The sequence below is a fragment of the Devosia pacifica genome (genome assembly GCF_014652635.1).
Lineage (GTDB): Bacteria > Pseudomonadota > Alphaproteobacteria > Rhizobiales > Devosiaceae > Devosia > Devosia pacifica.
Genome location: NZ_BMZE01000003.1, coordinates 322,837 through 344,910 on the forward strand (window position 1 = coordinate 322,837; position 22,074 = coordinate 344,910).

The window sequence follows — 22,074 nt, forward strand, 5'->3', positions numbered from 1 at the left end:
GGCGACGCAATCAGGTTTCGACGCGACGGAGGCGCTGCGTTGCCTGTGGGCGATCGGAGAGAAACTGTGCCCAGGCCGGCGCCGCAGGCGAAAGGTGATCCCCACTGGCCAGCGCGATTCCGTCTTCGAGAAGCTCCAGTAGCTGATTCTCGGCAGAGATGTCGGTGGCGATCAGTTCGACATCGAACCGTGACAAGTACTTGACGATATCGGCCGTATGGAAATCGGTATAATGCTGAGGATCGGCGAGGAATATGTTTGCATCGACGCGTAGCGACTGGACCCCATCGGCCGCCATCGCCCCGATTGCGCCACGCAAATTGTCAGCCTGTTCGAGCGAGAAGGTAACGCCCGTGCGCACCAACTGGCCGGCAGCAGCGCGCTGCGCGCTGTTCATTGCAATCCAGTCGGCGAACGGGGTGCGCAGGGTGAGATAGCGCGATACGGCGCGATTGGCCTCGAGCAGTGCCACAGTCTTTTCGACGGTTCGCGTATCGGTAAGGCTGGCGCATGAGAACGGCGCAAACAGCCGAGGGGGCTGTTCGGTTGCCAGCGCACGCCGGGCGAGCGTGATGGACTCGAGTATGCCCGCCGCTTCGATCTGCCGGAACAGGTCTGCGCCTGCATCCTCCGGCATGAAGACCGCTTGTTCGTGCACGGTACCATCATCTTCGACAAGCCGCGCTACGAGGTCGTAGCCATAGGTGCGCCGCTGTGGCAGCCGCATGACCGGGCGCAGATGGTGGACGATCCGGTCCTCCTCAAGCGCTCTGCGAATGGCGGCGGTGGAAAAGCGGGGGCGTACCGGTTCTTCAACAATCGGCTCTGGTTGCATCGGTGCCGGCTGCGGCTGCGCCTGCTTCTCCTCGATCTCGGCAACAGCTTCCGCGACCTGACGAATCACCGTGCCAAGGATCGACACGTCGGCCTCGACGACATCCAGCCGCCGACCAGCATCTTCTCTTGCGAGCGCATTGACACGCTGGCCGAGGACATCAGCCGCCTGTGCATCCGTCGACAGCAGGTTGCGCAAATCCTCGAGGCTGTTCTCAAGGCGACGTTCGGCGCGCTGACGCAGGACTCGCTCCTGCGCAACAACGGCCGCCGAGCCGACAACGACCACCATCAGGATCGCCTCGGCAAGGGTCAAGCCGAGCCCGAAATACCCCGTTGCGCCGGCGGCCAGCGCAGCAACGCCCATGAAGATGTAGACCATTCTCTGCACGGATGCTGTCGTGCCTCATCTTCTTTGGGTGAATCGATCGGCTATTTCTAGCATCCGGAGGATCGCGGCAAAAGCTCCGCAACTCCGCAGCTTGCCGAAAACGCTTTATTTACCGTGACGCGCAAGACTGAGGATCTCAGCCGAGTGATCGCCTCCGGCCGAAATTGCCATAGCGACAGGAACGAATATGGGAATGCAAACGACGCGGGAGTCAAACCTGCGCAGCCGCATGCTATTGATCGACAAGGACGTCGATAGCGCCGGTGAGCTTGCCCGCTCCGCGCTTTCCTGCCTCGCCAGCCAGCCTGAAGTCATCACCGCGCCCAGCGGACGATCCGGCTTCGACTCGCTGCGGGCAAACCGCTTCGACATCGTCGTGGCCGATCTTTCGAGCCTCACCGACCTTGCAGAGAGCGCCGAGGAAGCAGTGGGACGATTGGCGCGCGTATCTGAAGGCGCGCTTGTGCTGGTGCTGTCCGAGGCAAGTTCCGTGTCCGCCGCCGTTGCAGCGATGCGGGGTGGCGCACACGATTACCTCGCCAAGCCAGTCACCGGACAGGCTTTTGCAGCGCGTATCGGAGAGCTTGCGGAACGACACGGCAAGACGCGGGCGCTGGCCCTTGAGGCACCGTCTGGCGCCGCGATGGAGGGCTTCGAGGCTTTTGTCGGCCGCTCGAGCGCCATGCAGTATGTCTACGAGCAGATCGCTCGCATCGCGCCGTCAATGGCGCCAGTATTCATCACCGGAGAGAGCGGTACCGGCAAGCAGCTTTGCGCCGAGGCCCTTCATGCACATGGCCCCGCCGCCGACGGGCCGCTGGTTACCGTACGCTGCGCCGCGATGCCTTCGCGCCAGCTCGAGGCCGAGCTGTTCGGCATTGTCAGCGACGCGCATACCGGGCTGTGCGAAGCCAAGCCGGGCGCCGCGGAACTGGCAAATGGCGGTACACTGTTCGTCAACGAGATCGCCGAACTCGATCTTTCGATGCAGGCGCGGCTGCTTCGGTTCCTGCAAACCGGGGCCGTGAGCCGCGTGGGCGAGAGCACAAGCCGCCAAGTGCAGGTGCGGGTGATCTGCGCCACGAGCCGCAACTTGATGCAGATGATCAAGGAAAAGGCGTTCCGCGAGGACCTGTTCTACCGCCTGCATGTGCTGCCCATTCATTTGCCGCCGCTGCGCCAGCGTCCGTCGGACATCATGGTGCTGGCGCGGCACTTCCTGACGCTCTACGGGCGCCGGCAAAGCAAGATGTTCACCGGCTTCTCACCCGATGCCGAAGAGGCGCTGATGCAGCGCGACTGGCCTGGCAATGTGGGTGAGTTGAGCGCACTGATGCGCCGGGTGGCGCTGACGCAGGACGCCGGCATTGTTACGCGCGCTCTGCTTGAAAGCTGCGATACCGGCTGCGACCAGCCGACAACACGGCTGGCGCAACGCCAGCGTCCTTCTCCGATCTTGCCAATGTGGCAACAGGAACAGCGCATCATCGAGGAGGCGATCAGCGCCTTCAATGGTAATATCTCGATGGCTGCGGCGGCGCTCGAGATCAGTCCGTCAACGATTTACCGCAAGCGCCAGAGCTGGGCGAATAGCGGGGCCGCCTAGCGCCTGCCCCGCCCTCGATGGTTCAGTACGCAGAGCTGTCGAAGGAGTAGGACAGTCCCGCGGCTACGTGGTGGCTGACAAAATCAGTCGAGAACGAACTGGAGCCGTCGGATAGTTCGGCGGTGATCGGTGCATAGCTCAGCTTGTACTGGCCGAACAGGCGCAGATTATCGAGGACCTCGAAGCTCGCGCCGACGATACCCTGCAGAGCCGGGCCAGCCGCCTGATACTCGAACGTGCCGCTATCGCCGACTATGCTGCTGGCGCGCGTCTCGATCTCGACATGCGGGACCGCAACGCCTGCACCGCCGCCGGCGTAGAACCTGAGCCCCTGCCCTGTTTCCCATTTGCGCAGGACATTGGCCGTCACGAGATTCAGCCCATGCGTGAATTCTAGCCGCGAATAGTCAGCGGCGATGTCCGGGTCGCTGAAATCGGCATAGGCCTTGGCGTGCGTGAAATCGAGCTGAAAGCCCCAATCAGGCATCGCATCCGGCCAAAGGGTGAGATTGGCGCCATAATAGATCGGCGCATCGAATGACAGGCCTTGCCAGTCGACGTCATAGTCCTGCTCAACCACACCGTTGCTCAGCGTGCCGGTCGAGGACAGGCTTTCGTTCAGCCCGCCATAAACGCCGATCTCCAAAGAGCCTGCTAGCGACCAACCGGCGGTCATCATCGTTGCGGCGACGACCGTCACCCCCAAGAGTCGGTAGCGCATCGAGCCCTCCAGAAACGCTATGGTGAGCGAAAGGTAAACGTGTTCGCCCGCTGCCTCAACCGCAATCTCTGTCGGTTTTTGTCATGCAGAGGTGCTCTCGCGGGCCGACTTGCGGTCGAGGCCCAGCCGGTGCTCGCGCAGAATGACGAAAATTCCGGAGGCTACGACAATCAGACCACCGATGAGCATCTGGATTGTCGGCAGGTCACCGAAGACGGCAAAGCCAATCGCGATCGAGATCAGCATCGACGTATACTCGAACGGCGCGATGATCGACATGTCTGCGTGACGATAACTTGAGGTCAGAAGAATCTGTCCGACGCCTCCGAGAAAGCCCGCAGCGATCAGCATTGCCGCTTGGCCGGGCGTGGGCATGACCCAGCCGAACGGAATGGTGAAGAGGGCGATGACGCTACCGGTAATCGAGAAGTAGACCACGATCGAGGTCGTGGTCTCGGTTCCCACCAGCCGCCTGACCTGCATCTGTGCAAAGGCGGCAACGATTGCGGCGGCAAGCGCAGCGAGCGCGCCGGCCATTTCTCCGCCGCCAGCACCGCCCCCCGAGAACAGCGTCAGACGGGGCCACATGATGATCAACACGCCACCAAGGCCGATAACCACAGCCGACCATCGGTAAAGCCGCACCTGTTCCTTGAGAAGGAAAGCGCTCAGGACCACAATGAACAATGGCAAGGCATAGCCGATGGAAATGGCTTCGGGCAGCGGCAATTGCGTGAACCCGTAAAAGCTCAGCCCCATCGCGGTGACGCCGCATAGGCCACGGATAACGTGACCCCAAGGGTTGCGCGTCGTCAGCCCCTCCCGCAGTTGCCCGCGCCAGGCCAGGTAAAACGCAACGGGAAATATGGCGAAGAAGGAGCGGAAGAATACCAGCTCGCCAGGCGGTATCCCTTCAGCAGCCTTGATCATGCTCGCCATGATGACGAAGCAGGTGACCGAGGCGACCTTGAGGCCCACCCCGCGCATGACATTGCCCGGCGGCGCATCTTTGATCGGGGGTTGAGAGGGAGACGTCAAGAAAAAGCCGTTGCCTGCGTCCGGCACAAGCACCGCACCTAAACTGAGTAGCAGTGCTGTGCCGCGCTGTCACCTGACGTCAGATTTCGCTGCGCTCGAACCGGACCCGATCGCCATAAAATGCCACGTGGTGGCGGATATCCTCAACCAGCGGGCATGGCTCGGGGTAATACCACGCGGCGTCCTCAGCCGTGGCCGTAGCGGAGCGCAGATTGAAGTAGTTGGCCTCGCCCTTATAGGGACAGGTTGTCTTGGTATCGGAATCGAGCAGCAGGTCCGGGCGGATGTCCTCGAGCGGGATATAAAGCCGGAGGGGGCAACCTTCCTCGTCCAGTTCCAGCGCGCGCGTCGAACTGATGATCTCGGCATCATCAAAGAAGACGTGCACGCGCCCCTCGGCCGGGCGGATTTTGATGTCCTTATCAAGGCACTGTTGTTGGGCCATTTGAGACTCGCTGAACTGGTTTCGATTACAGCCTAGACGCTAGATTGCGACATTCGTTCCGCTTCGTCCGCCAAGATCGCTTGCGAAGCTAAATCGGGATTGAAATTTCATTTGCGGATAACCACTTATAGGCTGTCCAAGCAATTTTCGAGAAATCGCCGTTCACGGCTTCTTGACACCTAATCACCCCGCTCCTATATCCCGTTTCGCCGTTAGCACTCACCCAAAGAGAGTGCTAACAGGACCCAGTTTTTGTGAGAACGTATCCGTCTTACTCAAGGAGCAAACATGAGCTTCCGTCCCCTGCACGACCGCGTTGTGGTCCGGCGCGTCGAAAGTGAGGAAAAAACCGCTGGTGGCATCATCATTCCTGATACCGCCAAGGAAAAGCCCTCCGAAGGTGTCATCATTTCTGTTGGCCCCGGCGCCCGCGACGAGAGCGGCAAGGTTAATCCGCTGGACGTCAAGGAAGGCGATCGCGTGCTGTTCGGCAAGTGGAGCGGCACCGAAGTCAAGCTCAATGGTGAGGACCTTCTGATCATGAAGGAAACCGACATCATGGGCGTGATCGCCTAGCTCTTCACGTCACCGCCTTTGTTCGTAACCCGTTTCTAAGGAGCCACAAATGGCCGCCAAGGAAGTCAAGTTTTCTACAGACGCGCGCGATAAGATGCTGCGCGGCGTCAACACGCTCGCCAATGCCGTGAAGGTCACCCTCGGTCCGAAGGGCCGCAACGTCGTGATCGAAAAGTCGTTTGGCGCTCCGCGTATCACCAAGGACGGCGTCACCGTCGCCAAGGAAATCGAACTTGAGGACAAGTTCGAAAACATGGGCGCGCAGATGGTTCGCGCCGTCGCCTCGAAGACCAACGACACTGCCGGTGACGGCACCACCACGGCAACCGTGCTGGCTCAGTCGATCGTCAACGAAGGCGTCAAGGCTGTTGCTGCCGGCATGAACCCGATGGACCTCAAGCGCGGCATCGATACAGCCGTTCTGGAAGTTGTCGCCAGCCTCAAGTCGCAAGCCAAGAAGATCACCTCTTCGGGCGAAGTCGCACAGGTCGGCACCATCTCCGCCAATGGCGAGAAGGCCATCGGCGACATGATCTCCGAGGCAATGCAGAAGGTCGGCAACGAGGGTGTCATCACCGTCGAGGAAGCCAAGACCGCCGAGAGCGAGCTCGATGTCGTTGAAGGCATGCAGTTCGACCGCGGCTACCTGTCGCCGTACTTCGTGACCAATTCCGAGAAGATGACCGCGGTTCTCGATGATCCGCTGATCCTGCTTCACGAGAAGAAGCTGTCGAACCTGCAGGCACTGCTGCCAGTGCTCGAGAGCGTCGTTCAGTCCAACCGCCCGCTGCTGATCATCGCCGAGGACATCGAGGGTGAAGCCCTCGCGACCCTCGTCGTGAACCGCCTGCGCGGTGGCCTCAAGGTTGCGGCCGTCAAGGCACCGGGCTTCGGCGATCGCCGCAAGGCCATGCTGGAAGACATCGCCGTGCTGACCGGCGGCCAGGTTATCTCCGAAGAACTCGGCATCAAGCTCGAGAATGTGAACATGGACATGCTCGGCACCGCCAAGCGCGTCGAGATCACCAAGGAGAACACCACGATCGTTGACGGCGCTGGTTCGCAGGAAGACCTGCAGGGCCGCGTTGCGCAGATCAAGGCGCAGATCGAGGAGACCACCTCGGACTACGACCGTGAGAAGCTGCAGGAACGCCTGGCCAAGCTGGCTGGTGGTGTTGCCGTGATCCGCGTTGGCGGCTCGACCGAAGTCGAGGTGAAGGAGCGTAAGGACCGCGTCGACGACGCGCTGAACGCGACCCGCGCCGCTGTTGAAGAAGGCATCGTCCCCGGTGGCGGCACCGCGCTTCTGCGCGCTTCTGCCAACATCAAGGCACAGGGCGAGAACGCCGACCAGACCGCCGGCATCAACATCGTACGCCGCGCTCTGCAGGAGCCCGCTCGTCAGATCGCTAACAATGCCGGTGCCGAAGGCTCCGTGGTTGTCGGCAAGGTCCTCGAGAACTCCGCTGCCGAGTATGGCTACGATGCGCAGAACGGCACCTATGGCGACCTGATCCAGATGGGCATTATCGACCCTGTGAAGGTTGTGCGTACGGCCCTTGAGGATGCTGCTTCGGTCGCATCGCTGCTGATCACGACCGAGTCGATGATCGCAGAGCTGCCGAAAGACGCGGCTCCGGCTGCCCCTGGCGGCGGCATGGGCGGCATGGGTGGCATGGACTTCTAAGAGTCCTGCGCGCCACACGCGCTCAGAACGACCGAGGGCGGCCGACTGGCCGCCCTTTTTTTGTTGTATCGCCGCCCTCCAGCACGAATTTGCTCTGCCGAGCCCATAATCGCGCCGCGCATTCTGCTTAAATCTCTACTTGTTCGATCGACTATAAGATACCATCGCGTAATCATCGCATTCGAGGAGAGATGCCGATGCTTAGCGATTTCCTTCTTTTCGCCGCAGTGGGGCTTCTGGCGCAGTTGGTGGACGGGGCTCTCGGCATGGCCTATGGCGTCATCAGTTCGACGATGCTGCTCGCCTTCGGCGTCACGCCGGCCTACGCCTCTGCGAGTGCCCATGTCGCTGAAGTTTTCACCACCGCGGCTTCGGCAACCAGCCATATCCGCAACCGCAATATCGACTGGCGGCTGTTCTGGCGGCTGGCGCCCGCGGGCGTTATCGGCGGCATTCTCGGCGCCTATTTGCTGACCAGCATCGATGGCAATGTTATTCGCCCCTACGTCACCTTCTACCTGACACTAATGGGGCTCTATATTCTTTTCCGGGCCATCAGGGGTGTTCCGGCCAGCTTGCCTGCCGACACGCCACTGGCTCCGCCGCTCGGCGTTGTCGGCGGCTTTGCCGATGCTGCGGGCGGCGGCGGGTGGGGGCCGGTCGTCACTTCAACGCTTGTCGGAGCTGGCGGTACGCCGCGCTATGTCATCGGGACGGTCAACACCGCGGAGTTTCTGCTGGCCGTCACTGTCTCCGCCACATTCCTCATTGCTCTTCTCTCCGGCTACTGGGACGAGGTCAACACGCTTCAAAGCCATCTTTGGGCCGTCTTGGGCCTGATCGTCGGCGGTGTTGTGGCAGCGCCATTCGCCGGGGTGCTGGTGCGGCGCATTGCTCCGAGAACACTGATGTTCGCAGTTGGCGTACTGGTGATGGCGCTGGCCGGCTACCAGACCTGGCAGCAGCTCGCCTAGCCGAAGAACAGCAGGCGGATCGCCAAGAGGATCGAGACCACTACGACGAGAGGCCGGATAAGCCGCGCACCATAACGGATGCTGGAATGCGCCCCTACAAACCCACCAAGGATCTGGCCGGTCGCCATGACAGCAGCCACCGGCCAGACAACATCTCCGGCGGGGATAAAGATGGCGAGCGCAGCAAGGTTCGAGGTCAGGTTGAGCATCTTGGTGTGCCCGGCTGCCCGTGTCAGCCCGAGCCCGAACAATGTGACGAATGCGACAGTGAAGAACGATCCGGTCCCCGGTCCGAAAATGCCGTCATAAAAGCCGACACCGAAGCCCAGCAGCGGCACCCCGAGCCGGAACGGCAGGCGCGCTGCACGATCGGCATCCGACAAGTTCGGCGCGAACAGAAAGTAACAGGCGATTGCGATCAAGGCGATCGGCACCATCACCGACAGCGCGCTGGTATCGATCTGCTTGACCGATAGTGCACCGACAAGAGAACCGGCAAAGGTCACAAGGATGGCCGGCAGCAATTGCCGGAGCACCACAAAACCGCGCCGCCAGAAGGTGAAGGCAGCAACGCAGGTACCGATGACGGATTGCAGCTTGTTGGTGGCGAGAGCGGAAACCGGCGGCAGCCCGACCGACAACAGCACCGGCACCGCGACCATGCCGCCGCCGCCAGCCACCGCATCGACAAACCCTGCAACGAACCCCACGCCTGCCAAGAGCGCGAGGACAAATGGATCAAGGATCATCGATCAGGCATCGTCGTGACGACGCCGCGGGAGCTCATCGGCGGGCGCATCCGAGATCCGGTTCTCATAGAACGGTATGTTGAGGAGCGATGCCATGAAGCCGGACATCATCAGCTGAAAGCCGACGACGAGGCTGGTGGCCGACAGGATCATTGCGCGCATCGTGCGGTTGGCGTTGAGCGGCCCGAAATCGCGCTCGGCCCATTCTAAAATGCCCCAGCCAAGCGCGCAAAGCCCAATGACCATGAGGATGAGCGCAATGACGAGGACGCGTTCGAGCGAGATCCATTCCAGAAGGCGATTATAGCTCCCCGAGGGTGGAATAAACCCGTAGCGACTGGCGAAACGGCGGCCGATCAGGGCGAAGCTGATCGATTGCATGCCGACAATGATGCACAGCGCGGCAACCAGAAAACTGTGAATGTCGAGGACGACGTTTCCGACCTGCACCGGGCCGCCTATCAAAATCGCGCCGACCAAGAGGCCAATCCCGACCAGCGTCATGCCCGGATAGAGAAACAGCCATCTGGGCGAGAACAGAAGAAGGAACCGCAGGTGCCGCCATCCATCGCGGAACGAGCGCAGATGAGGCGGGCGCGAGCGGCCATCCTTCTTGAGCGTCGTCGGCACTTCGGTGACCCGCAGGCCCGAGAGCGTTGCCTTGACCACCATTTCGGAGGCGAACTCCATGCCGGTGGTGCGTAGCTTCAGTCCGCGTATGGCATCGCGATTGAAGCCGCGCAGCCCGCAATGAAAATCGCCAATTGGCGTTCTGAAGAACAGACGCCCCAACGCCGACAGGACAGGATTGCCGATGTAGCGGTGATGCCAAGGCATGGCCCCCGGTGCGATACCACCGCGAAAGCGGTTACCCATCACCAAATCGGCGCCTGCCCGCAATTGTTCTACAAAGGCCTCGAGAGCGGAAAAATCATAGCTGTCGTCGGCATCGCCCATGATGATGAAGCGGCCTTCGGCAGCGGCTATTCCGCCTGCGAGGGCCGCGCCGTACCCGCGCCGTTCGACCGGCACGACCCGGGCGCCATGCTCCGTGGCGATCTGTTGCGAGCCATCGCTCGAGCCGTTGTCGGCAATCAGCACCTCGCCGGCAATACCTGTCCGATCGAGAAACGCACGCGCCTTGTCGATGCAGGTCGCGAGCGTCTCAGCTTCGTTGAGACACGGCATCAGTATTGTCAGTTCAACCGGCTGGTGCACGTCGTCCCCGCTTAGCCCCGCTGCATTCTTGCCGCGAATCAGAGGTGATGCGCAATCGCCGACTAGTCCCGCAACCGGCTCAACAGCGTGTCGCAGAGAGCGCGTTGGTCGGCACTCCACGCGACGGTCTTCGAGACGATGAGGTTTGCCTGGCTTGCCAGCAGCACGCCATCCTCCAGCACCCGCAACTGATTGGCCGTGAGGGTCGAGCCGGTGGTGGTGATATCGACGATGATATCGGCAGCCCCGGATGCCGGGGCGGCTTCGGTGGCGCCGAGGCTCTCGACGATACGGTACTCGGCGATACCGGCCCTGGCGAAATGCTGGCGGGTGATGGTGATGTATTTGGTTGCGATGCGCATCCAGCGACCGTGACGCGAGCGGAAGTCACTGGCGACATCGGCAAGGTCGTGCATGTGCGTGACATCGATCCAGGCTTCGGGGACTGCCACGACCACATCCGCTTCACCGAATCCGAGCGGCCGTGCGAAATCGACGCTTGCGGGGCCATGCTCGACCGTTTCGTGAATCAGGTCGCGGCCTGTGACGCCGAGATGAATGGTGCCACGAATGAGTTCTCGCGCAATTTCAGAGGCGGGAAAGAACCTGACCGTTACATCTGGCATGCCTTCGATGGCGCCCAGATAGGATCGGGCCCCGCCAGGCCGAGTAATCTCGAGGCCGCGTTCTGCGAAGAAATCGCGCGTGAGTTGTTCAAGCCGCCCTTTGGAGGGCACGGCAAGGGTCAGCCCGGTCATCGTGCCGCCTCCGCTTCCAGCCGATCGATCCACAGGGCGCAACCAGACGCAGCGATCGGCGCGGTGGCGCCGAGCCGCTCTAGCAGCCGGTCATACTGGCCGCCCGAGGCAAGGACCTGGCCCTCGGCGCTTTGGATCTCGAAGACTATGCCGGTGTAATAATCGAGCCGAGGCGAAAATCCGGCTTCGAAGACGATCTCGATCTCAGGCGGCAAGGCATCGATATGGCGCTTGAGGCTGGCCACGGGCGCGCGTAGATCGAGCCCTTCGGAGTGGGCGATGGCTTCAACAAGGCTCAAGGCTTCGAGCGCAGGCGCGCTGATGGCAAGAATTCGGCGTAAGAGGGCAAGCGTTTGCGGCGAGACATGCGCTGCGTCCAGAGCCTGCTGCTCGAGATAACGGTCAGCGATCTCTGAGGGCGTACGGCTCTCGGTGAGGCTCAACCCCGCTGCGACCATCTGTTCGGTGATGTCCTCAATGAGCGCGTCGCGATGCGGCTGCTCAGCGCGGGGTACGTCCGGCGCTGCCTCAAGCCGTGTCAGCAATCGATCCATCGCCTCATCATGTCCGAAGCGATGGCGGATGCGCGGCCGCCACGCATCGGGCATTTCAAGCTGCGCCAGCAAGCTTTCGAATAGCGCAACGCTGCCGAGGCGAATACGGGGCGCTGCGACCTCGTATACCGTAAGCGCATCGCGCGCGAAGGCCAGAACCCTGTCGAGCGCCAGATCCGCATCGCGCTGCGCCAGCAGCTCAAGGCCCGCCTGCGTGAACTCCGCCGGCCCATCCGGCCGCTGCCGGAAGATCGGACCGTGATACGCAAAGCTCGCCGGCTCGCGAGTTCCATTGCGGATATAGTCGGCAACGATCGGCAGCGTGAACTCTGGCCGAAGGCAGTACTCGGCCCCATCGCTGCCCGTCGTCAGCAACAGGCGGCGGCCGAACTCCTCGCCGGCAAGATCGAAATACGGGTCCGCCGGCAAGAGCAGCGGCGGATTGATGCGCGATGCCGCCTGCGCCGTCAGCAGGTCTTCAAAGGCTTGCTTGCGGGCGTCGGCGCTCATTGCTGATCGGCCAGGAGGCGCTTGATGCTGTTAACAAGATCCGCCCTGTCGATCTCAAACTGGCCGGGGCGCTCTGCCTTCCATGCGGTGTTATCGGAGATTGACTGTGCGGCCTGCTTGCCGGCGACGAGATCCTTGATCTGCAGGACACCGCGTTCGCGCTCATCGGAGCCCTCGATGACAACTGCGGGGGCATTGCGCTTGTCGGCGTAGGCAACCTGCTTGCCGAAATTCTTGGTCTGGCCGAGGAACATTTCGGAGCGAATACCGGCCTGGCGCAGCTCCGAGACCATTGCCTGGTAGCGTGCGGTCTGGTCCTTATCCATGACGAGGACGACCACCGGACCATCGGCGTTGGCACTTTCCAGATTGCCAGTGAGCTTGAGCGCATGCGCGAGACGGGACACGCCGATGGAAAAGCCGGTTGCCGGCACCGGCTCGCGGCGGAAGCGCGAGACAAGGCCATCGTAGCGACCACCACCACCGACAGAGCCGAAAACGACTTCCTGGCCCTTTTCGTTGGTGACGGGAAAGGTCAGCTCGATCTCGAATACAGGACCGGTGTAGTATTCAAGGCCGCGGACCACTGAAGGGTCGATCTTGATCTTGTCGGCGCCGTAGCCCGCTGCATCGAACAGCGTCTGCATCGACCCTAGTTCTAGAACCCCGGCATTATCCGGCGGGGTCTGGCCGTTGACATAGTCGAGAACGGTGCGGTCCTGCTGCGCGGTCAGTCCGGCACCCTTCGTGAAGTCGCCGCTTTCATCCTTGCGACCCTCGCCTAGAAGCGCCGCAACCCCTTCGATCCCGAACTTGTCGAGCTTGTCGATCGCCCGTAATACGGTGAGCTTTTGCCCCTCGTCCGCAACGCCGGCGGCTTCGAGAACGCCATCCAGAACCTTGCGATTGTTGACCCGCACGACATATTTGCCGGCGAGCCCGAGCGCATCCATGACGTCGGCCATCATCATGCACATTTCGGCGTCCGCTTCCGGGCCGGGGGCACCGACGGTATCGGCATCAAACTGCATGAACTGGCGGAAGCGGCCAGGGCCCGGCTTTTCGTTGCGGAACACCCAGCCGCACCGGTAGGAGCGGTAAGGCTTCGGCAGGCTCTCGAAATTTTCGGCAAAGTGCCGTGCGAGTGGCGCTGTCAGGTCGTAGCGCAGGCTCATCCACTGCTCGTCTTCATCCTGTAGCGAGAACACGCCGGCGTTGGGCCGATCGGTATCGGGCAGAAACTTGCCGAGCGTTTCGGTGAATTCGAAGAACGGGGTTTCGACCGGATCGAACCCGTAGCGCTCATACACCGTCCTGATCTTGGCGATCATGGCGTCGACGGCGCCGATATCGCCAGGCGCACGGTCTTCAAATCCACGCGGCAGGCGCGGGGCGATCAGCTTGGCTTTTTCATTCATTCTTGCGGTCCTGAAGTCGTGGCGTTCCTAGCGGATCACGCACAGGGTGACAACCGCGCTGCCGCCCACGTGGAGCGGGCGGCAGCCGGCATGGCTAGAGGCGACCTGCACGAAAGCGCGGCAGGTTCGACGGGTTGATCGGGATATCGTGCCACGTGCGCTGCTCTGGCAATGGATCAAGCCCGAGATCCCGCCTCAGTTCCGGAGGAATTCCCGGCGGGCGTCTTGGGCGGTGCAACCAGGCGCGCAGAGCCGCGAGAATGCGGTTACGCCGGTTTCCCCGCGTTGCAGTTTCGCTGTTTGAAAGTACGTCAGGCAGCAAAGCGCTGCCAAATGCCTTGTCGGTCATGTGACTATCCGGACGCGCGAAAGCGCACCGGCTCCTGTCGGGTTTGAAGGGCGTGACGAATTGCGGGCGACGCCGAAGCGTCACCGGTAAGCGTCACTAATGGATGGTGAACTGTCCGCGCCGAGCGTGTCGGCTACAGAGGCAAAACCCGCTGGCTAGAGGCAGCGATGGTGGTTGCCGAATACACCCCATACGGAAGCGAGCAGATTGATCATCATGTAGCGTCTCCCTGGTGTGCGGTTGCGAACGATGCGTCGGTAGCTCACGCTGCCGTGATTAGCAAGGGTGATGTGCGTCAGCATGACGCAGCTCTGAGCAATGTTGCCGTTCGGCCACAGATCAGGCAGGGCGCAGGAAGTTCCGACGCTGCTGCTCGACCTCGTCACGGCAGAAACAGGTCTCGATGTGATCATTGACCAGCCCCATCGCCTGCATGAAGGCATAGCAGGTCGTGGGTCCGACGAAGGTGAACCCATGCGCTCGCAAGTCCTTGCTGAGTGCGGCAGATGCTGGGGTCGATGGCATCGCCATGACAGCCTCGTGGGTGATACGCGCTGGCCGCTCCGACTGGCCTGGTTCATGACGCCAGACGAAGGCTGCGAGGGAGCCATAACGCTGCTGAATGTCGATGGCCCTGCGGGCGTTGTTGATGGTCGAGACGATCTTGCCACGATGCCGGATGATGCCGGCGTCTTTGACGAGGCGTTCGATGTCGCTCTCATCCATCTGAGCCACGCGCTCCATCTCGAAGCCATGGAAGACCTCGCGGAAGCGATCACGCTTGCGCAAGATGGTGATCCAGGACAGACCTGCCTGAAACCCCTCGAGGCACAGCTTTTCATATAGGCGCGTATCGTCAGCGACTGGCCGCCCCCACTCCGTGTCGTGGTAGGCGCAATAGAACGGATCACTGCCTGCCCACTGGCAGCGCTGCGGTTGTTCAGCCTCAGTGGACATTTCGCGGTCTCCGGCTATTTTTCGTTAACCAAGTCTGTTGACTGCGCCTTGGCGATTTGCCGCCACACTGCATTGAACCGCAGCAGTGGAGGCACGCGATGATGCGCCTAATCGGCAAGCTTACAAGCATTTTGGCCATGGCTCTTGCGAGCCTGGCATTTGCCAATGCCGCAATGGCGCAAAGCTGGCAACCGGGTCCCATGGGCTGGCACTATACGCCGGCGCCGCACCTTGTTGAGCCGCGCGACCACGTCGTCGTTCGCGACACATCCGTTGCCGCGGATATCTATGTTCGCCAGGTTGTTTCATATCCGGGCCATGAGGCTCCCGGGACGCTTGTCGTCGATACGCGCGTCCACTTCCTGTACTATGTGCTGGGGGACGGCAGAGCGCTGCGCTATGGCATCGGCGTTGCCCGCAACGGGTTCGAATGGCATGGCAGCCACCGCATCACCCGCAAGGCGGAGTGGCCGAGTTGGACGCCGCCTGCCGCGATGCGCCAGCGCGAACCGCACCTGCCGGCCCATATGCCGGGCGGCATCGACAACCCGCTCGGCGCACGCGCGCTCTATATCGGGAACACGCTCTATCGCATCCACGGTACCAACCAGCCATGGACCATCGGTCATGATGTCTCTTCGGGCTGCATTCGCATGACCAACGATGACGTGATCGACCTTTACGGCCGGGTGACAATCAACAGCCGGGTGATTGTCCTTTCCTAAACATTTCTGCGCCACAGTGCCGACGTCCGACCGCTGCGTCGGGCGGGATTTGTGGAGCCGGGCATGACGATGCTGATCCACCTGGTCCGACGTTTTGCGCGCGACGACCGGGGTGTTTTTGCGGTAATTTTCGGCCTGTGCGCCATCGCGATCATCGCGCTGGCGGGCTCGGTGGTCGATTTCGTCAGCATGCAGCAGGCCCGCAACCGTGCGCAGATCGCGCTCGATGCCGCAACGCTTGCGCTGCAGCCGGAGATCTTCCGCACCAACCTAACGCAGGCCCAGATCCGCGAGCGCGCCCAGGCGCTGGTGGTGGAACGGCTGGCGGACAATCGCATCACCGCAGAGATCGACACAATCAATGTCGATGTGCCGAACGGTTCGCTGTTCCTTCAGGGCACTGTCGACGTGCCGATGATCTTCGTCTCGCTGGTTGGCGTGACGCACATGGAAGTGCCGATCTACGCCGAAGCCACACGCAAGAACCTGGCGCTTGAAGTGGTGATGGTGCTGGATAATTCGGGGTCGATGAACGACCAGAACCGCATGACCTACCTGAAACAGGCCGCCTCATGCGCGACGCGGATTTTGTTCTACGACGAGGTGAACTCCACGACGTGTCTTCCGATCAATGGGACCGAGAAGAAAGAGAACGTGAAAATTGGCATCGTGCCCTTCACGACGATGGTCAACGTGGGCAGCCAGTATGCCAATGCCAGCTGGGTCGATCGGCTGGGACTTGCCAGCAAGACGCGCGATAATTTTGATAACGATGACAATATGTTTTCGACGTTCAACGGCCCCGTGGATCGCATTGCGCTATTCGGAAGGATTGGCACCAGCTGGAAAGGCTGCATGGAAGCGCGAGACTACCCGTTCAGCACGAACGATGCGGCTCCAAGCGCCGCCGATCCAAGAACGTTGTTCACCCCGGCATTTGCCGTGGACGAACCAGACGGGGATAACAGTTACAGAAACAGCTATTTAGATGACAGCCCCAACAGCTGTCGCCAAATGATAGATGCGACGTGTTCCTGTACTGTGACGGTACAGCGCGTATGTTCGTGGTTTGGTTGTTGGAACGACACCGTGCGGAACTGCTCACTGTCCGCTCTCGGAAGGACGCAGTCCAACAGCACTTGCAACTGCGGCAACCAAAATAGTGGCACTCGCAACTGCACCATCCGCGTAGACAAAGTAGAACTCTTGTATCCTCGCGAACGCCAAGAGCGGCTTTGCAAGTACAATCCAGGAAACGTGATTTCGGGCAACGGACCAAACGACGGTTGTCCCGCGGCCCGCATTCTAGCTCTCACTACCAATGACAGCTCAGTCGTATCCGCAATCTCCGCGATGGAAGCCAATGGCGGGACCAACATTCACCAAGGCACCATTTGGGGCTATCGCGCGCTATCGCCGACCGCGCCATTCACGGAAGGTGTTGCCTATAATGAGGACGCCACTTCTAAGGTCATGATCGTCATGACTGATGGCGAGAATACCTTTTACACCGCCAACAACATAAACAACGCTCGCTTTAACCAAGCTTATGGTTTCCCTGCCAATCAGCGAGAGGGCGATGGTTCTAGCTCCGACTATTCGATGGCGCGTCGGATGGACACTCTACTGCTAGAAAGCTGCACCAACGCCAAGAATGACGGCATCAAGGTCTACACAATCGGGCTTGCCACCGGCAGCACATCAAACCCGACGGCGATCCGGCAGCTATTGCGCAACTGCTCGTCGGGGACGGATTATGCGTACTTCCCGAACCAGCCAAACGAGCTTCAGGACGTATTTCTGTCGATCGCCGGGCAGCTGGCGCAGCTGCGGCTCGCTCAATAGAGAACGGGTAAGGCAACCAGCAACTCGCTCAACCGTTCAGCGCACAACACGTTGGATGGGAGAATGAGATGCTATTGAAATCCGCAGCCGTTGCCGCTCTCGGTGCTGGACTGGCGTTTGCAGCGCCAGCACCCGCAAGCCTTGCACAGGACCAGTCGATTTATGCGTGTACGAGCCAGCAGGACCTGCAGCAGACAATCGAGTCTGATGGAAGCATAGTGCCTGACAGCTGCCGCACCGTGAACATCAGCACCCTTACTAACGATTCCGGACAGCTTTGCCTCGTCGAGTTCGGCGACAGCGGCGGTGGCATCATTTCGCAGGTGCAGGATTTCGCGGGACCGCAGCAGTTGTGGTTCATCTGCGAAGATCTTCAGGCGGCAGCAGAATAGATCCTGCGCGAGAAGTCCCGATCATAAAGAGGCCGGCACATGTCGGCCTTTTTTGCGTTCTGGGGCCTCGGAAGTTTGAAGGTGGTACCGCCTCCCCGGATTGAACGGGGGACCTCTAGATCCACAATCTAGCGCTCTAACCAACTGAGCTAAGGCGGCATATGCGGCTCTGCCGCAAACGCAAACGCTTCAAAATCGCGCGGAACATAGGGCGAGTTGGCTTCTATGACAAGGGCGCAACATGCATCTTTTCACTGCTTGTGCGCAATGTTGCCGGCGACGCCGATCTTAACCATTCCGGCCATCACGCTGCCCGAAACGTCCACTAGTGATGGACCGATGCCCAGCCAGATTATATTGAGAAAATGTTAAGGAGGCTGCCGCGAGTGTATCGAATTGGCACGCGTCGGCCACCAGAGTTGAGTTTGAGTTGATTGTCGGGCGCCATGAGTCTTGAAAGTGCCATCACAGCAAGTGCCGCGCGCGTTTTGCAGCACCGGGGGGATCCTCGGCCTGCATGGTTGTTTGCGACCAATGGCCGGCTGATCTGGCGCAATCTGGCCGCAGCCTATTTCAAGGCGCGAAGCAAAAAGCAAGGCATTGCGCTGCCGGGTCCGACGACACCGATCGATGGACAGATTTCGCGGGTCCTCCGCCTCGGCACAGCGGGACGCACCAGCCTGTCCCGCGTGCAGTTCATGGTGGGTGCCAAACCCGCATCCGCGACGTGCGCCTGTACGCCGCTGGAATGGGAGGACGGCTCGACGGCATTGCTGATGGTCGCCGTTGATCCTGTGGACCAGGAAACGCTCGATAGTGGGGTCGCCGATCTTTCCGAGGATTTTGCGCTATGGCGTGGCGGTGCCGTAGGCGACGAGCCCGCAGAAGGTGAGGCCGTAGTAGGCGAAACCGTCGAACCGACCACTTCCGACGGGGCACCGCCTGAGGAGGTCGTCCCAGACGATATCAGCCCCAAGGCCGAGCCGCTGCCGGATGAGGCGCCGATCGCGGAGCCCCCTCCCCGCTCGCTGCAAACGAACACTGATTCCGATGTGCACCGGCAATTGGCGGATCAGATGGCGCGGCTCGTCGCAGAACAACCCAGCGAGGCCGAAGCGCAAGATGATGGGGACGAACTCGGCGAGATCGAGGCTCTGGCTTCTGAGACAGCGGTAGAGCTGGAGCTCGCCTCTGCTGAGCCTGAGCCCGAGACGACGGCGACGGACAATGCCGAGCCGCTGCTGGAGGAGCAGACGGAGGCGCCGACAGAGCCCGCTAAGCCTGTAGCGGCGGACGCAGCGGAAGAGGCTACGATTGACGAGCCGGTGGAAGAGAGCGACGCGGCTTCGAGCGCCCCGGCGCCAGCCCCCGCTGGGCTTTACCGCATCATCGGCCGCTATCTGCGTGATGTCGATGTGCCGTTGGACGGAGCGATGCTGCGCGAGCAAACCGAGGCAGATCGCGACATTGGCGCCCTGTCGCAGTTGGACGGCATCGATATTGACGCCCCCGAGGAGGAGGACGAGGCCGGCGAGGACCATATCGACCAGCAAGCTCCCGAAACCGAGCAGTTCACACAGGAGGAGAGCGCTGACGAGCCGGGGGCTAATGCCGGCGCCAGCGCGGCCGACTGGGAGGACGATGCGGAAAAAGACGCGCCGGCAGGGCGCGATACCTATCTGCCACGCAATGATCGCGGTGCGCTGGAACGGGCCACGCGCTACAATTTCGATGAGTTGTCGCGGATACTCAACGATCGCGTCGGCGAGTTGACGCCACCAACCGCAGAGGAAGCCGAAAAACTGGCCAATGCCCCGGCCGGATCGGTTCTCGCGCAGCAGCGGGAAAGGCCGTCATCGGCCTCGTTGATCAATCTTGGCGGCGAGACGCTGGTGCTCAACCGCCTGCCGCTCGGCATTCTGGTGTTTCGCGACCAGGACGTTCTGTTCGCAAACCGTGCGATCACGGAAATGACCGGCTATGATTCTGTCGAGAGCCTGCGCATGGCTGGTCTCGGCGCGATCTTTCCCGGCGATGAGGGCCAGGACGCCGGGCCGGTCAATCATTTGGTGCAGCAGGACGGCACCCTCGTTCCGGTGACTGCCCGCCTGCAATCCGTCTCCTGGCAGGGGCGCCCTGCCCTGATGCTGTCGGCGAGTACCACTGAAGTACGCACGGGCCATGAGGGCGCAGTAAAGGCTTTTGCGCAGGCTTTCGCCGAATCACGCGAGGAAGGGTTCATCGAGACCAATCGTTCCGGACTGATTGTCTCCGTCAGCCCACGCGCAGAGGATATCGCCGGGATCGATTCCGGATCTTGGGTCGGCAGGCCGATCTCCGAACTGGTGAGCGGGGAAAACCGCATGGCGCTGCGCGAGTTTCTCGAGCGCCCCGCCAGGTTCGCGGAGACCGAGCGCCCGAGCTTTCACGCCCGGATCACAGGCAGCTCGGCGCGCCTGTCATTGTTTGCGCAAGGCCAGGCGGGAATCATTTCGGGCTATTTCGGCGTCATCGATGCGTTGGCAGCTGGTGGCGCGACGCGACTGAAGCCGGGCGAACCGGATCCGGCATTGCTGGCGCGGGTCAGCCGGGGCGTGCGGCGTCCGTTGAACAGCATAATCGGGTTTGCCGACATGCTGGCGCGACAGGCAGCGGCAGGAATCGACCACCGCACGGATTATGCCGAGGACATTCGCACCGCCGGACTGGAAATCGCAGCGCTTGTCGATGAACTCGACGACTATGCGCGCCTCAAGGAGGGCCGCTATCTCGCACAGCGCGTGTCGATGGATCTGATGGGCCTGCTCGAATCCTGCGTGCTGCGCATCCGCAAGCAGGCGGGCGTGCGCCGGGTGATCGTTCGCAACGCGATTTCAGAGAAGCTTCCCCGTGTGACCGCCGATCGCGCCTCGTTGGCGCAGGCGGTGCTTAACCTGCTCGCCAGCGCTATCGAGCAGACGCCGATGGGTGGCGCCGTGGTCATTTCAGCACAGCGCACCGACGAGGGCGGCATCGCCATTCACGTGCGCGACAATTCCGAGAACAGCACCGATCTGTCGGAGCGCTTCGTGGTGTTCCGCGACGGCACCACTCAGGACGGTCGTGCGCTGGCGCCGGTGCGCTCAAACGTTGGCTTGGCGCTGACCCGCTCGCTCCTTGCCGTCAATGCGTTTTCTCTGTCGGTCGACCCCGCAGGTGCGAAAGGCATGCTGTTCACCATGCTCATTCCCGCAGAGCTGGTGGCGGAGGAGCGGCGGTAAGAGCGCGGACCGCTAGCAACGCTTTGACTGAGTGAAGCTTGTGGTGCCCAGGGGCGGAATCGAACCACCGACACGCGGATTTTCAATCCGCTGCTCTACCAACTGAGCTACCTGGGCATCTGCCGGGCGAAGCGCCGGGCTGTTGGATGGGCGGGTTATAGGGGATGGATTCGTGGCGCGCAAGAAGTCTGATGGTTTTTCCCCACAGGCGAAAGCCGGGTTTTGCACTTTGCCTTGTATCCCTACTTGCCGGTGCGATACTGCAGCAAAATCAATGCGCGATGGCGCTTAGGGAGAGACTTCATGCTGAATGATTTGAAGGGCCGCCGCGCTCTTGTAACCGGATCCTCGACGGGTATTGGTGCCGCAGTGGCGCGCGAGCTTGGCAAACTGGGAGTCAAGGTGGCCGTTCACGGTAACAAGAACGCCGATGCGGCGAATGGCGTGCTCGAGGACATTCGTGCAGCTGGCGGCGATGGTGTCGTGGTGCTTGGCGATGTCAGCAACTCGGCGGAATGCGAGCGCATCGTCAACGAGGCTGTGGAGGGCATCGGTGGCCTCGAAATCCTGATTAACAATGCGGGGGCGATGGTCGAGCGGGTCACCAATGCTGCGTTCAAGGATGACGTGTTCGACCGCGTTTATGACCTCAACGTGCGCTCTGTGCTGGCGATGACGAAGGCGGCCTATCCCCACCTAAAGGCAAGTGGCAGCGGCGCCGTGATCAATACCGGTTCTGTGGCCGGCCGCTTCGGCGGATTCGGCGGCTCAAGCGTTTATGCATCGGCAAAGGCGGCGGTCCATTCGATCAGCCGCAATGCTGCACGCGAGTTCGCGCCGGATAATATCCGCGTCAATACGGTTGCGCCCGGTTTCATCGTCACACCTTTCCACGACGAGACGCCGGAAGCCGCGCGTGAAGGCGCTCGCTCGCAGATCGCCATGGGGCGGCTCGGCACGGCCGAGGAATGCGTTGGCGCCTATGTCTTCTTGTGTTCGGAGCGGATGAGCGGCTACATCACCGGGCAGATCATCGACGTCAATGGCGGCCAGTACATGGCCTGACC

General features: G+C 61.4%; 20 protein-coding genes and 2 tRNA genes. 9 read left to right on the plus strand and 13 right to left on the minus strand.

Annotated features, from left to right (window positions below):
• Nucleotides 1–10: 10 nt before the first annotated feature.
• A complete protein-coding gene (locus IE127_RS14425; protein WP_244640256.1) occupies nucleotides 11–1,216 on the minus strand; it encodes an EAL domain-containing protein in 1,206 nt (401 codons plus the stop codon).
• A gap of 196 nt (nucleotides 1,217–1,412) precedes the next feature.
• Between IE127_RS14425 and IE127_RS14430 the strand changes: the two genes are divergently transcribed.
• Complete coding sequence (locus tag IE127_RS14430; RefSeq protein WP_189426418.1) at nucleotides 1,413–2,831, plus strand: sigma-54-dependent transcriptional regulator; 1,419 nt, start codon at nucleotides 1,413–1,415, stop codon at nucleotides 2,829–2,831.
• A gap of 22 nt (nucleotides 2,832–2,853) precedes the next feature.
• Here IE127_RS14430 and IE127_RS14435 read toward each other — a convergent pair whose 3' ends face one another.
• The 3 genes from IE127_RS14435 to IE127_RS14445 all read right to left on the minus strand — a co-directional run bounded on the left by IE127_RS14435 (nucleotide 2,854) and on the right by IE127_RS14445 (nucleotide 5,035).
• Nucleotides 2,854–3,552, minus strand: coding sequence for an outer membrane protein (locus IE127_RS14435; protein WP_189426419.1), 699 nt, complete (start codon nucleotides 3,550–3,552; stop codon nucleotides 2,854–2,856).
• Between the two features lie 81 nt (nucleotides 3,553–3,633).
• Entirely contained in the window at nucleotides 3,634–4,539 is a 906-nt protein-coding gene (locus IE127_RS14440) for a DMT family transporter (protein WP_189426420.1), read from the minus strand.
• 130 nt (nucleotides 4,540–4,669) lie between these two features.
• Entirely contained in the window at nucleotides 4,670–5,035 is a 366-nt protein-coding gene (locus IE127_RS14445) for a DUF427 domain-containing protein (RefSeq protein WP_189426421.1), read from the minus strand.
• Nucleotides 5,036–5,323: 288 nt separating this feature from the next.
• On the opposite strand from IE127_RS14445, the gene IE127_RS14450 reads away from it, so the two are divergent.
• The 3 genes from IE127_RS14450 to IE127_RS14460 all read left to right on the plus strand — a co-directional run bounded on the left by IE127_RS14450 (nucleotide 5,324) and on the right by IE127_RS14460 (nucleotide 8,272).
• Nucleotides 5,324–5,611 carry a co-chaperone GroES gene (locus tag IE127_RS14450; RefSeq protein WP_189426422.1) on the plus strand — a complete coding sequence of 96 codons (288 nt, stop codon included), beginning with the start codon at nucleotides 5,324–5,326 and terminating at the stop codon, nucleotides 5,609–5,611.
• A 49-nt stretch (nucleotides 5,612–5,660) separates the two neighbouring features.
• Nucleotides 5,661–7,298 carry a chaperonin GroEL gene (gene groL / locus IE127_RS14455; protein ID WP_189426423.1) on the plus strand — a complete coding sequence of 546 codons (1,638 nt, stop codon included), beginning with the start codon at nucleotides 5,661–5,663 and terminating at the stop codon, nucleotides 7,296–7,298.
• Between the two features lie 197 nt (nucleotides 7,299–7,495).
• A complete protein-coding gene (locus IE127_RS14460) occupies nucleotides 7,496–8,272 on the plus strand; it encodes a sulfite exporter TauE/SafE family protein (RefSeq protein WP_189426424.1) in 777 nt (258 codons plus the stop codon).
• On the opposite strand, the gene IE127_RS14465 is transcribed toward IE127_RS14460, so the two are convergent.
• From IE127_RS14465 to IE127_RS14495, 7 genes are all read right to left on the minus strand, one after another.
• Nucleotides 8,269–9,021, minus strand: a complete 753-nt coding sequence (locus IE127_RS14465) for a TSUP family transporter (RefSeq protein ID WP_189426425.1) — start codon at nucleotides 9,019–9,021, stop codon at nucleotides 8,269–8,271. The two genes, IE127_RS14460 and IE127_RS14465, sit on opposite strands and share 4 nt — an antisense overlap.
• A gap of 3 nt (nucleotides 9,022–9,024) precedes the next feature.
• Complete coding sequence (locus IE127_RS14470; RefSeq protein ID WP_244640209.1) at nucleotides 9,025–10,239, minus strand: glycosyltransferase family 2 protein; 1,215 nt, start codon at nucleotides 10,237–10,239, stop codon at nucleotides 9,025–9,027.
• 62 nt (nucleotides 10,240–10,301) lie between these two features.
• Nucleotides 10,302–10,997 (minus strand): ATP phosphoribosyltransferase, encoded by a 696-nt coding sequence (gene hisG / locus IE127_RS14475; RefSeq protein ID WP_189426426.1) that lies wholly within the window; start codon nucleotides 10,995–10,997, stop codon nucleotides 10,302–10,304.
• A complete protein-coding gene (locus IE127_RS14480; RefSeq protein WP_189426427.1) occupies nucleotides 10,994–12,061 on the minus strand; it encodes an ATP phosphoribosyltransferase regulatory subunit in 1,068 nt (355 codons plus the stop codon). Before IE127_RS14480 ends, hisG begins: the two co-directional genes overlap by 4 nt.
• Nucleotides 12,058–13,479, minus strand: coding sequence for a histidine--tRNA ligase (gene hisS / locus IE127_RS14485; RefSeq protein ID WP_189426428.1), 1,422 nt, complete (start codon nucleotides 13,477–13,479; stop codon nucleotides 12,058–12,060). The genes IE127_RS14480 and hisS overlap by 4 nt, the downstream gene beginning before the upstream one ends.
• A 94-nt stretch (nucleotides 13,480–13,573) precedes the next feature.
• Nucleotides 13,574–13,828 (minus strand): hypothetical protein, encoded by a 255-nt coding sequence (locus tag IE127_RS14490; protein ID WP_189426429.1) that lies wholly within the window; start codon nucleotides 13,826–13,828, stop codon nucleotides 13,574–13,576.
• Between the two features lie 339 nt (nucleotides 13,829–14,167).
• On the minus strand, nucleotides 14,168–14,785 hold the full coding sequence (locus IE127_RS14495) for a DNA-3-methyladenine glycosylase I (RefSeq protein ID WP_189426430.1): 618 nt from the start codon (nucleotides 14,783–14,785) through the stop codon (nucleotides 14,168–14,170).
• A gap of 98 nt (nucleotides 14,786–14,883) precedes the next feature.
• Between IE127_RS14495 and IE127_RS14500 the strand changes: the two genes are divergently transcribed.
• The 3 genes from IE127_RS14500 (at nucleotide 14,884) to IE127_RS14510 (ending at nucleotide 17,747) form a co-directional block, all read left to right on the plus strand.
• Nucleotides 14,884–15,510: a L,D-transpeptidase gene (locus tag IE127_RS14500; RefSeq protein WP_189426431.1), complete on the plus strand. Its 627-nt coding sequence runs from the start codon at nucleotides 14,884–14,886 to the stop codon at nucleotides 15,508–15,510.
• 63 nt (nucleotides 15,511–15,573) lie between these two features.
• Nucleotides 15,574–17,355, plus strand: coding sequence for a TadE/TadG family type IV pilus assembly protein (locus IE127_RS14505; protein ID WP_189426432.1), 1,782 nt, complete (start codon nucleotides 15,574–15,576; stop codon nucleotides 17,353–17,355).
• 68 nt (nucleotides 17,356–17,423) lie between these two features.
• Nucleotides 17,424–17,747 carry a hypothetical protein gene (locus IE127_RS14510; RefSeq protein ID WP_189426433.1) on the plus strand — a complete coding sequence of 108 codons (324 nt, stop codon included), beginning with the start codon at nucleotides 17,424–17,426 and terminating at the stop codon, nucleotides 17,745–17,747.
• An 82-nt stretch (nucleotides 17,748–17,829) separates the two neighbouring features.
• Here IE127_RS14510 and IE127_RS14515 read toward each other — a convergent pair.
• Nucleotides 17,830–17,906, minus strand: a tRNA-His gene (locus tag IE127_RS14515).
• A 287-nt stretch (nucleotides 17,907–18,193) separates the two neighbouring features.
• Here IE127_RS14515 and IE127_RS14520 point away from each other — a divergent pair.
• Nucleotides 18,194–21,007, plus strand: a complete 2,814-nt coding sequence (locus IE127_RS14520; protein ID WP_189426434.1) for a PAS domain S-box protein — start codon at nucleotides 18,194–18,196, stop codon at nucleotides 21,005–21,007.
• Nucleotides 21,008–21,048: 41 nt separating this feature from the next.
• Here IE127_RS14520 and IE127_RS14525 read toward each other — a convergent pair.
• Nucleotides 21,049–21,124, minus strand: a tRNA-Phe gene (locus IE127_RS14525).
• A 186-nt stretch (nucleotides 21,125–21,310) separates the two neighbouring features.
• On the opposite strand from IE127_RS14525, the gene IE127_RS14530 reads away from it, so the two are divergent.
• On the plus strand, nucleotides 21,311–22,072 hold the full coding sequence (locus IE127_RS14530) for an SDR family NAD(P)-dependent oxidoreductase (RefSeq protein WP_189426435.1): 762 nt from the start codon (nucleotides 21,311–21,313) through the stop codon (nucleotides 22,070–22,072).
• Nucleotides 22,073–22,074 lie beyond the last annotated feature (2 nt).

Bases quoted from the DNA above. Each gene is read 5' to 3' on its own strand.
- IE127_RS14425 (WP_244640256.1), bottom strand. From the start codon at position 1,216: ATGGTCTACATCTTCATGGGCGTTGCTGCGCTGGCCGCCGGCGCAACG.
- IE127_RS14430 (WP_189426418.1), top strand. From the start codon at position 1,413: ATGGGAATGCAAACGACGCGGGAGTCAAACCTGCGCAGCCGCATGCTA.
- IE127_RS14435 (WP_189426419.1), bottom strand. From the start codon at position 3,552: ATGCGCTACCGACTCTTGGGGGTGACGGTCGTCGCCGCAACGATGATG.
- IE127_RS14440 (WP_189426420.1), bottom strand. From the start codon at position 4,539: ATGCGCGGGGTGGGCCTCAAGGTCGCCTCGGTCACCTGCTTCGTCATC.
- IE127_RS14445 (WP_189426421.1), bottom strand. From the start codon at position 5,035: ATGGCCCAACAACAGTGCCTTGATAAGGACATCAAAATCCGCCCGGCC.
- IE127_RS14450 (WP_189426422.1), top strand. From the start codon at position 5,324: ATGAGCTTCCGTCCCCTGCACGACCGCGTTGTGGTCCGGCGCGTCGAA.
- groL (WP_189426423.1), top strand. From the start codon at position 5,661: ATGGCCGCCAAGGAAGTCAAGTTTTCTACAGACGCGCGCGATAAGATG.
- IE127_RS14460 (WP_189426424.1), top strand. From the start codon at position 7,496: ATGCTTAGCGATTTCCTTCTTTTCGCCGCAGTGGGGCTTCTGGCGCAG.
- IE127_RS14465 (WP_189426425.1), bottom strand. From the start codon at position 9,021: ATGATCCTTGATCCATTTGTCCTCGCGCTCTTGGCAGGCGTGGGGTTC.
- hisG (WP_189426426.1), bottom strand. From the start codon at position 10,997: ATGACCGGGCTGACCCTTGCCGTGCCCTCCAAAGGGCGGCTTGAACAA.
- IE127_RS14480 (WP_189426427.1), bottom strand. From the start codon at position 12,061: ATGAGCGCCGACGCCCGCAAGCAAGCCTTTGAAGACCTGCTGACGGCG.
- hisS (WP_189426428.1), bottom strand. From the start codon at position 13,479: ATGAATGAAAAAGCCAAGCTGATCGCCCCGCGCCTGCCGCGTGGATTT.
- IE127_RS14490 (WP_189426429.1), bottom strand. From the start codon at position 13,828: ATGACCGACAAGGCATTTGGCAGCGCTTTGCTGCCTGACGTACTTTCA.
- IE127_RS14495 (WP_189426430.1), bottom strand. From the start codon at position 14,785: ATGTCCACTGAGGCTGAACAACCGCAGCGCTGCCAGTGGGCAGGCAGT.
- IE127_RS14500 (WP_189426431.1), top strand. From the start codon at position 14,884: ATGATGCGCCTAATCGGCAAGCTTACAAGCATTTTGGCCATGGCTCTT.
- IE127_RS14505 (WP_189426432.1), top strand. From the start codon at position 15,574: ATGACGATGCTGATCCACCTGGTCCGACGTTTTGCGCGCGACGACCGG.
- IE127_RS14510 (WP_189426433.1), top strand. From the start codon at position 17,424: ATGCTATTGAAATCCGCAGCCGTTGCCGCTCTCGGTGCTGGACTGGCG.
- IE127_RS14520 (WP_189426434.1), top strand. From the start codon at position 18,194: ATGAGTCTTGAAAGTGCCATCACAGCAAGTGCCGCGCGCGTTTTGCAG.
- IE127_RS14530 (WP_189426435.1), top strand. From the start codon at position 21,311: ATGCTGAATGATTTGAAGGGCCGCCGCGCTCTTGTAACCGGATCCTCG.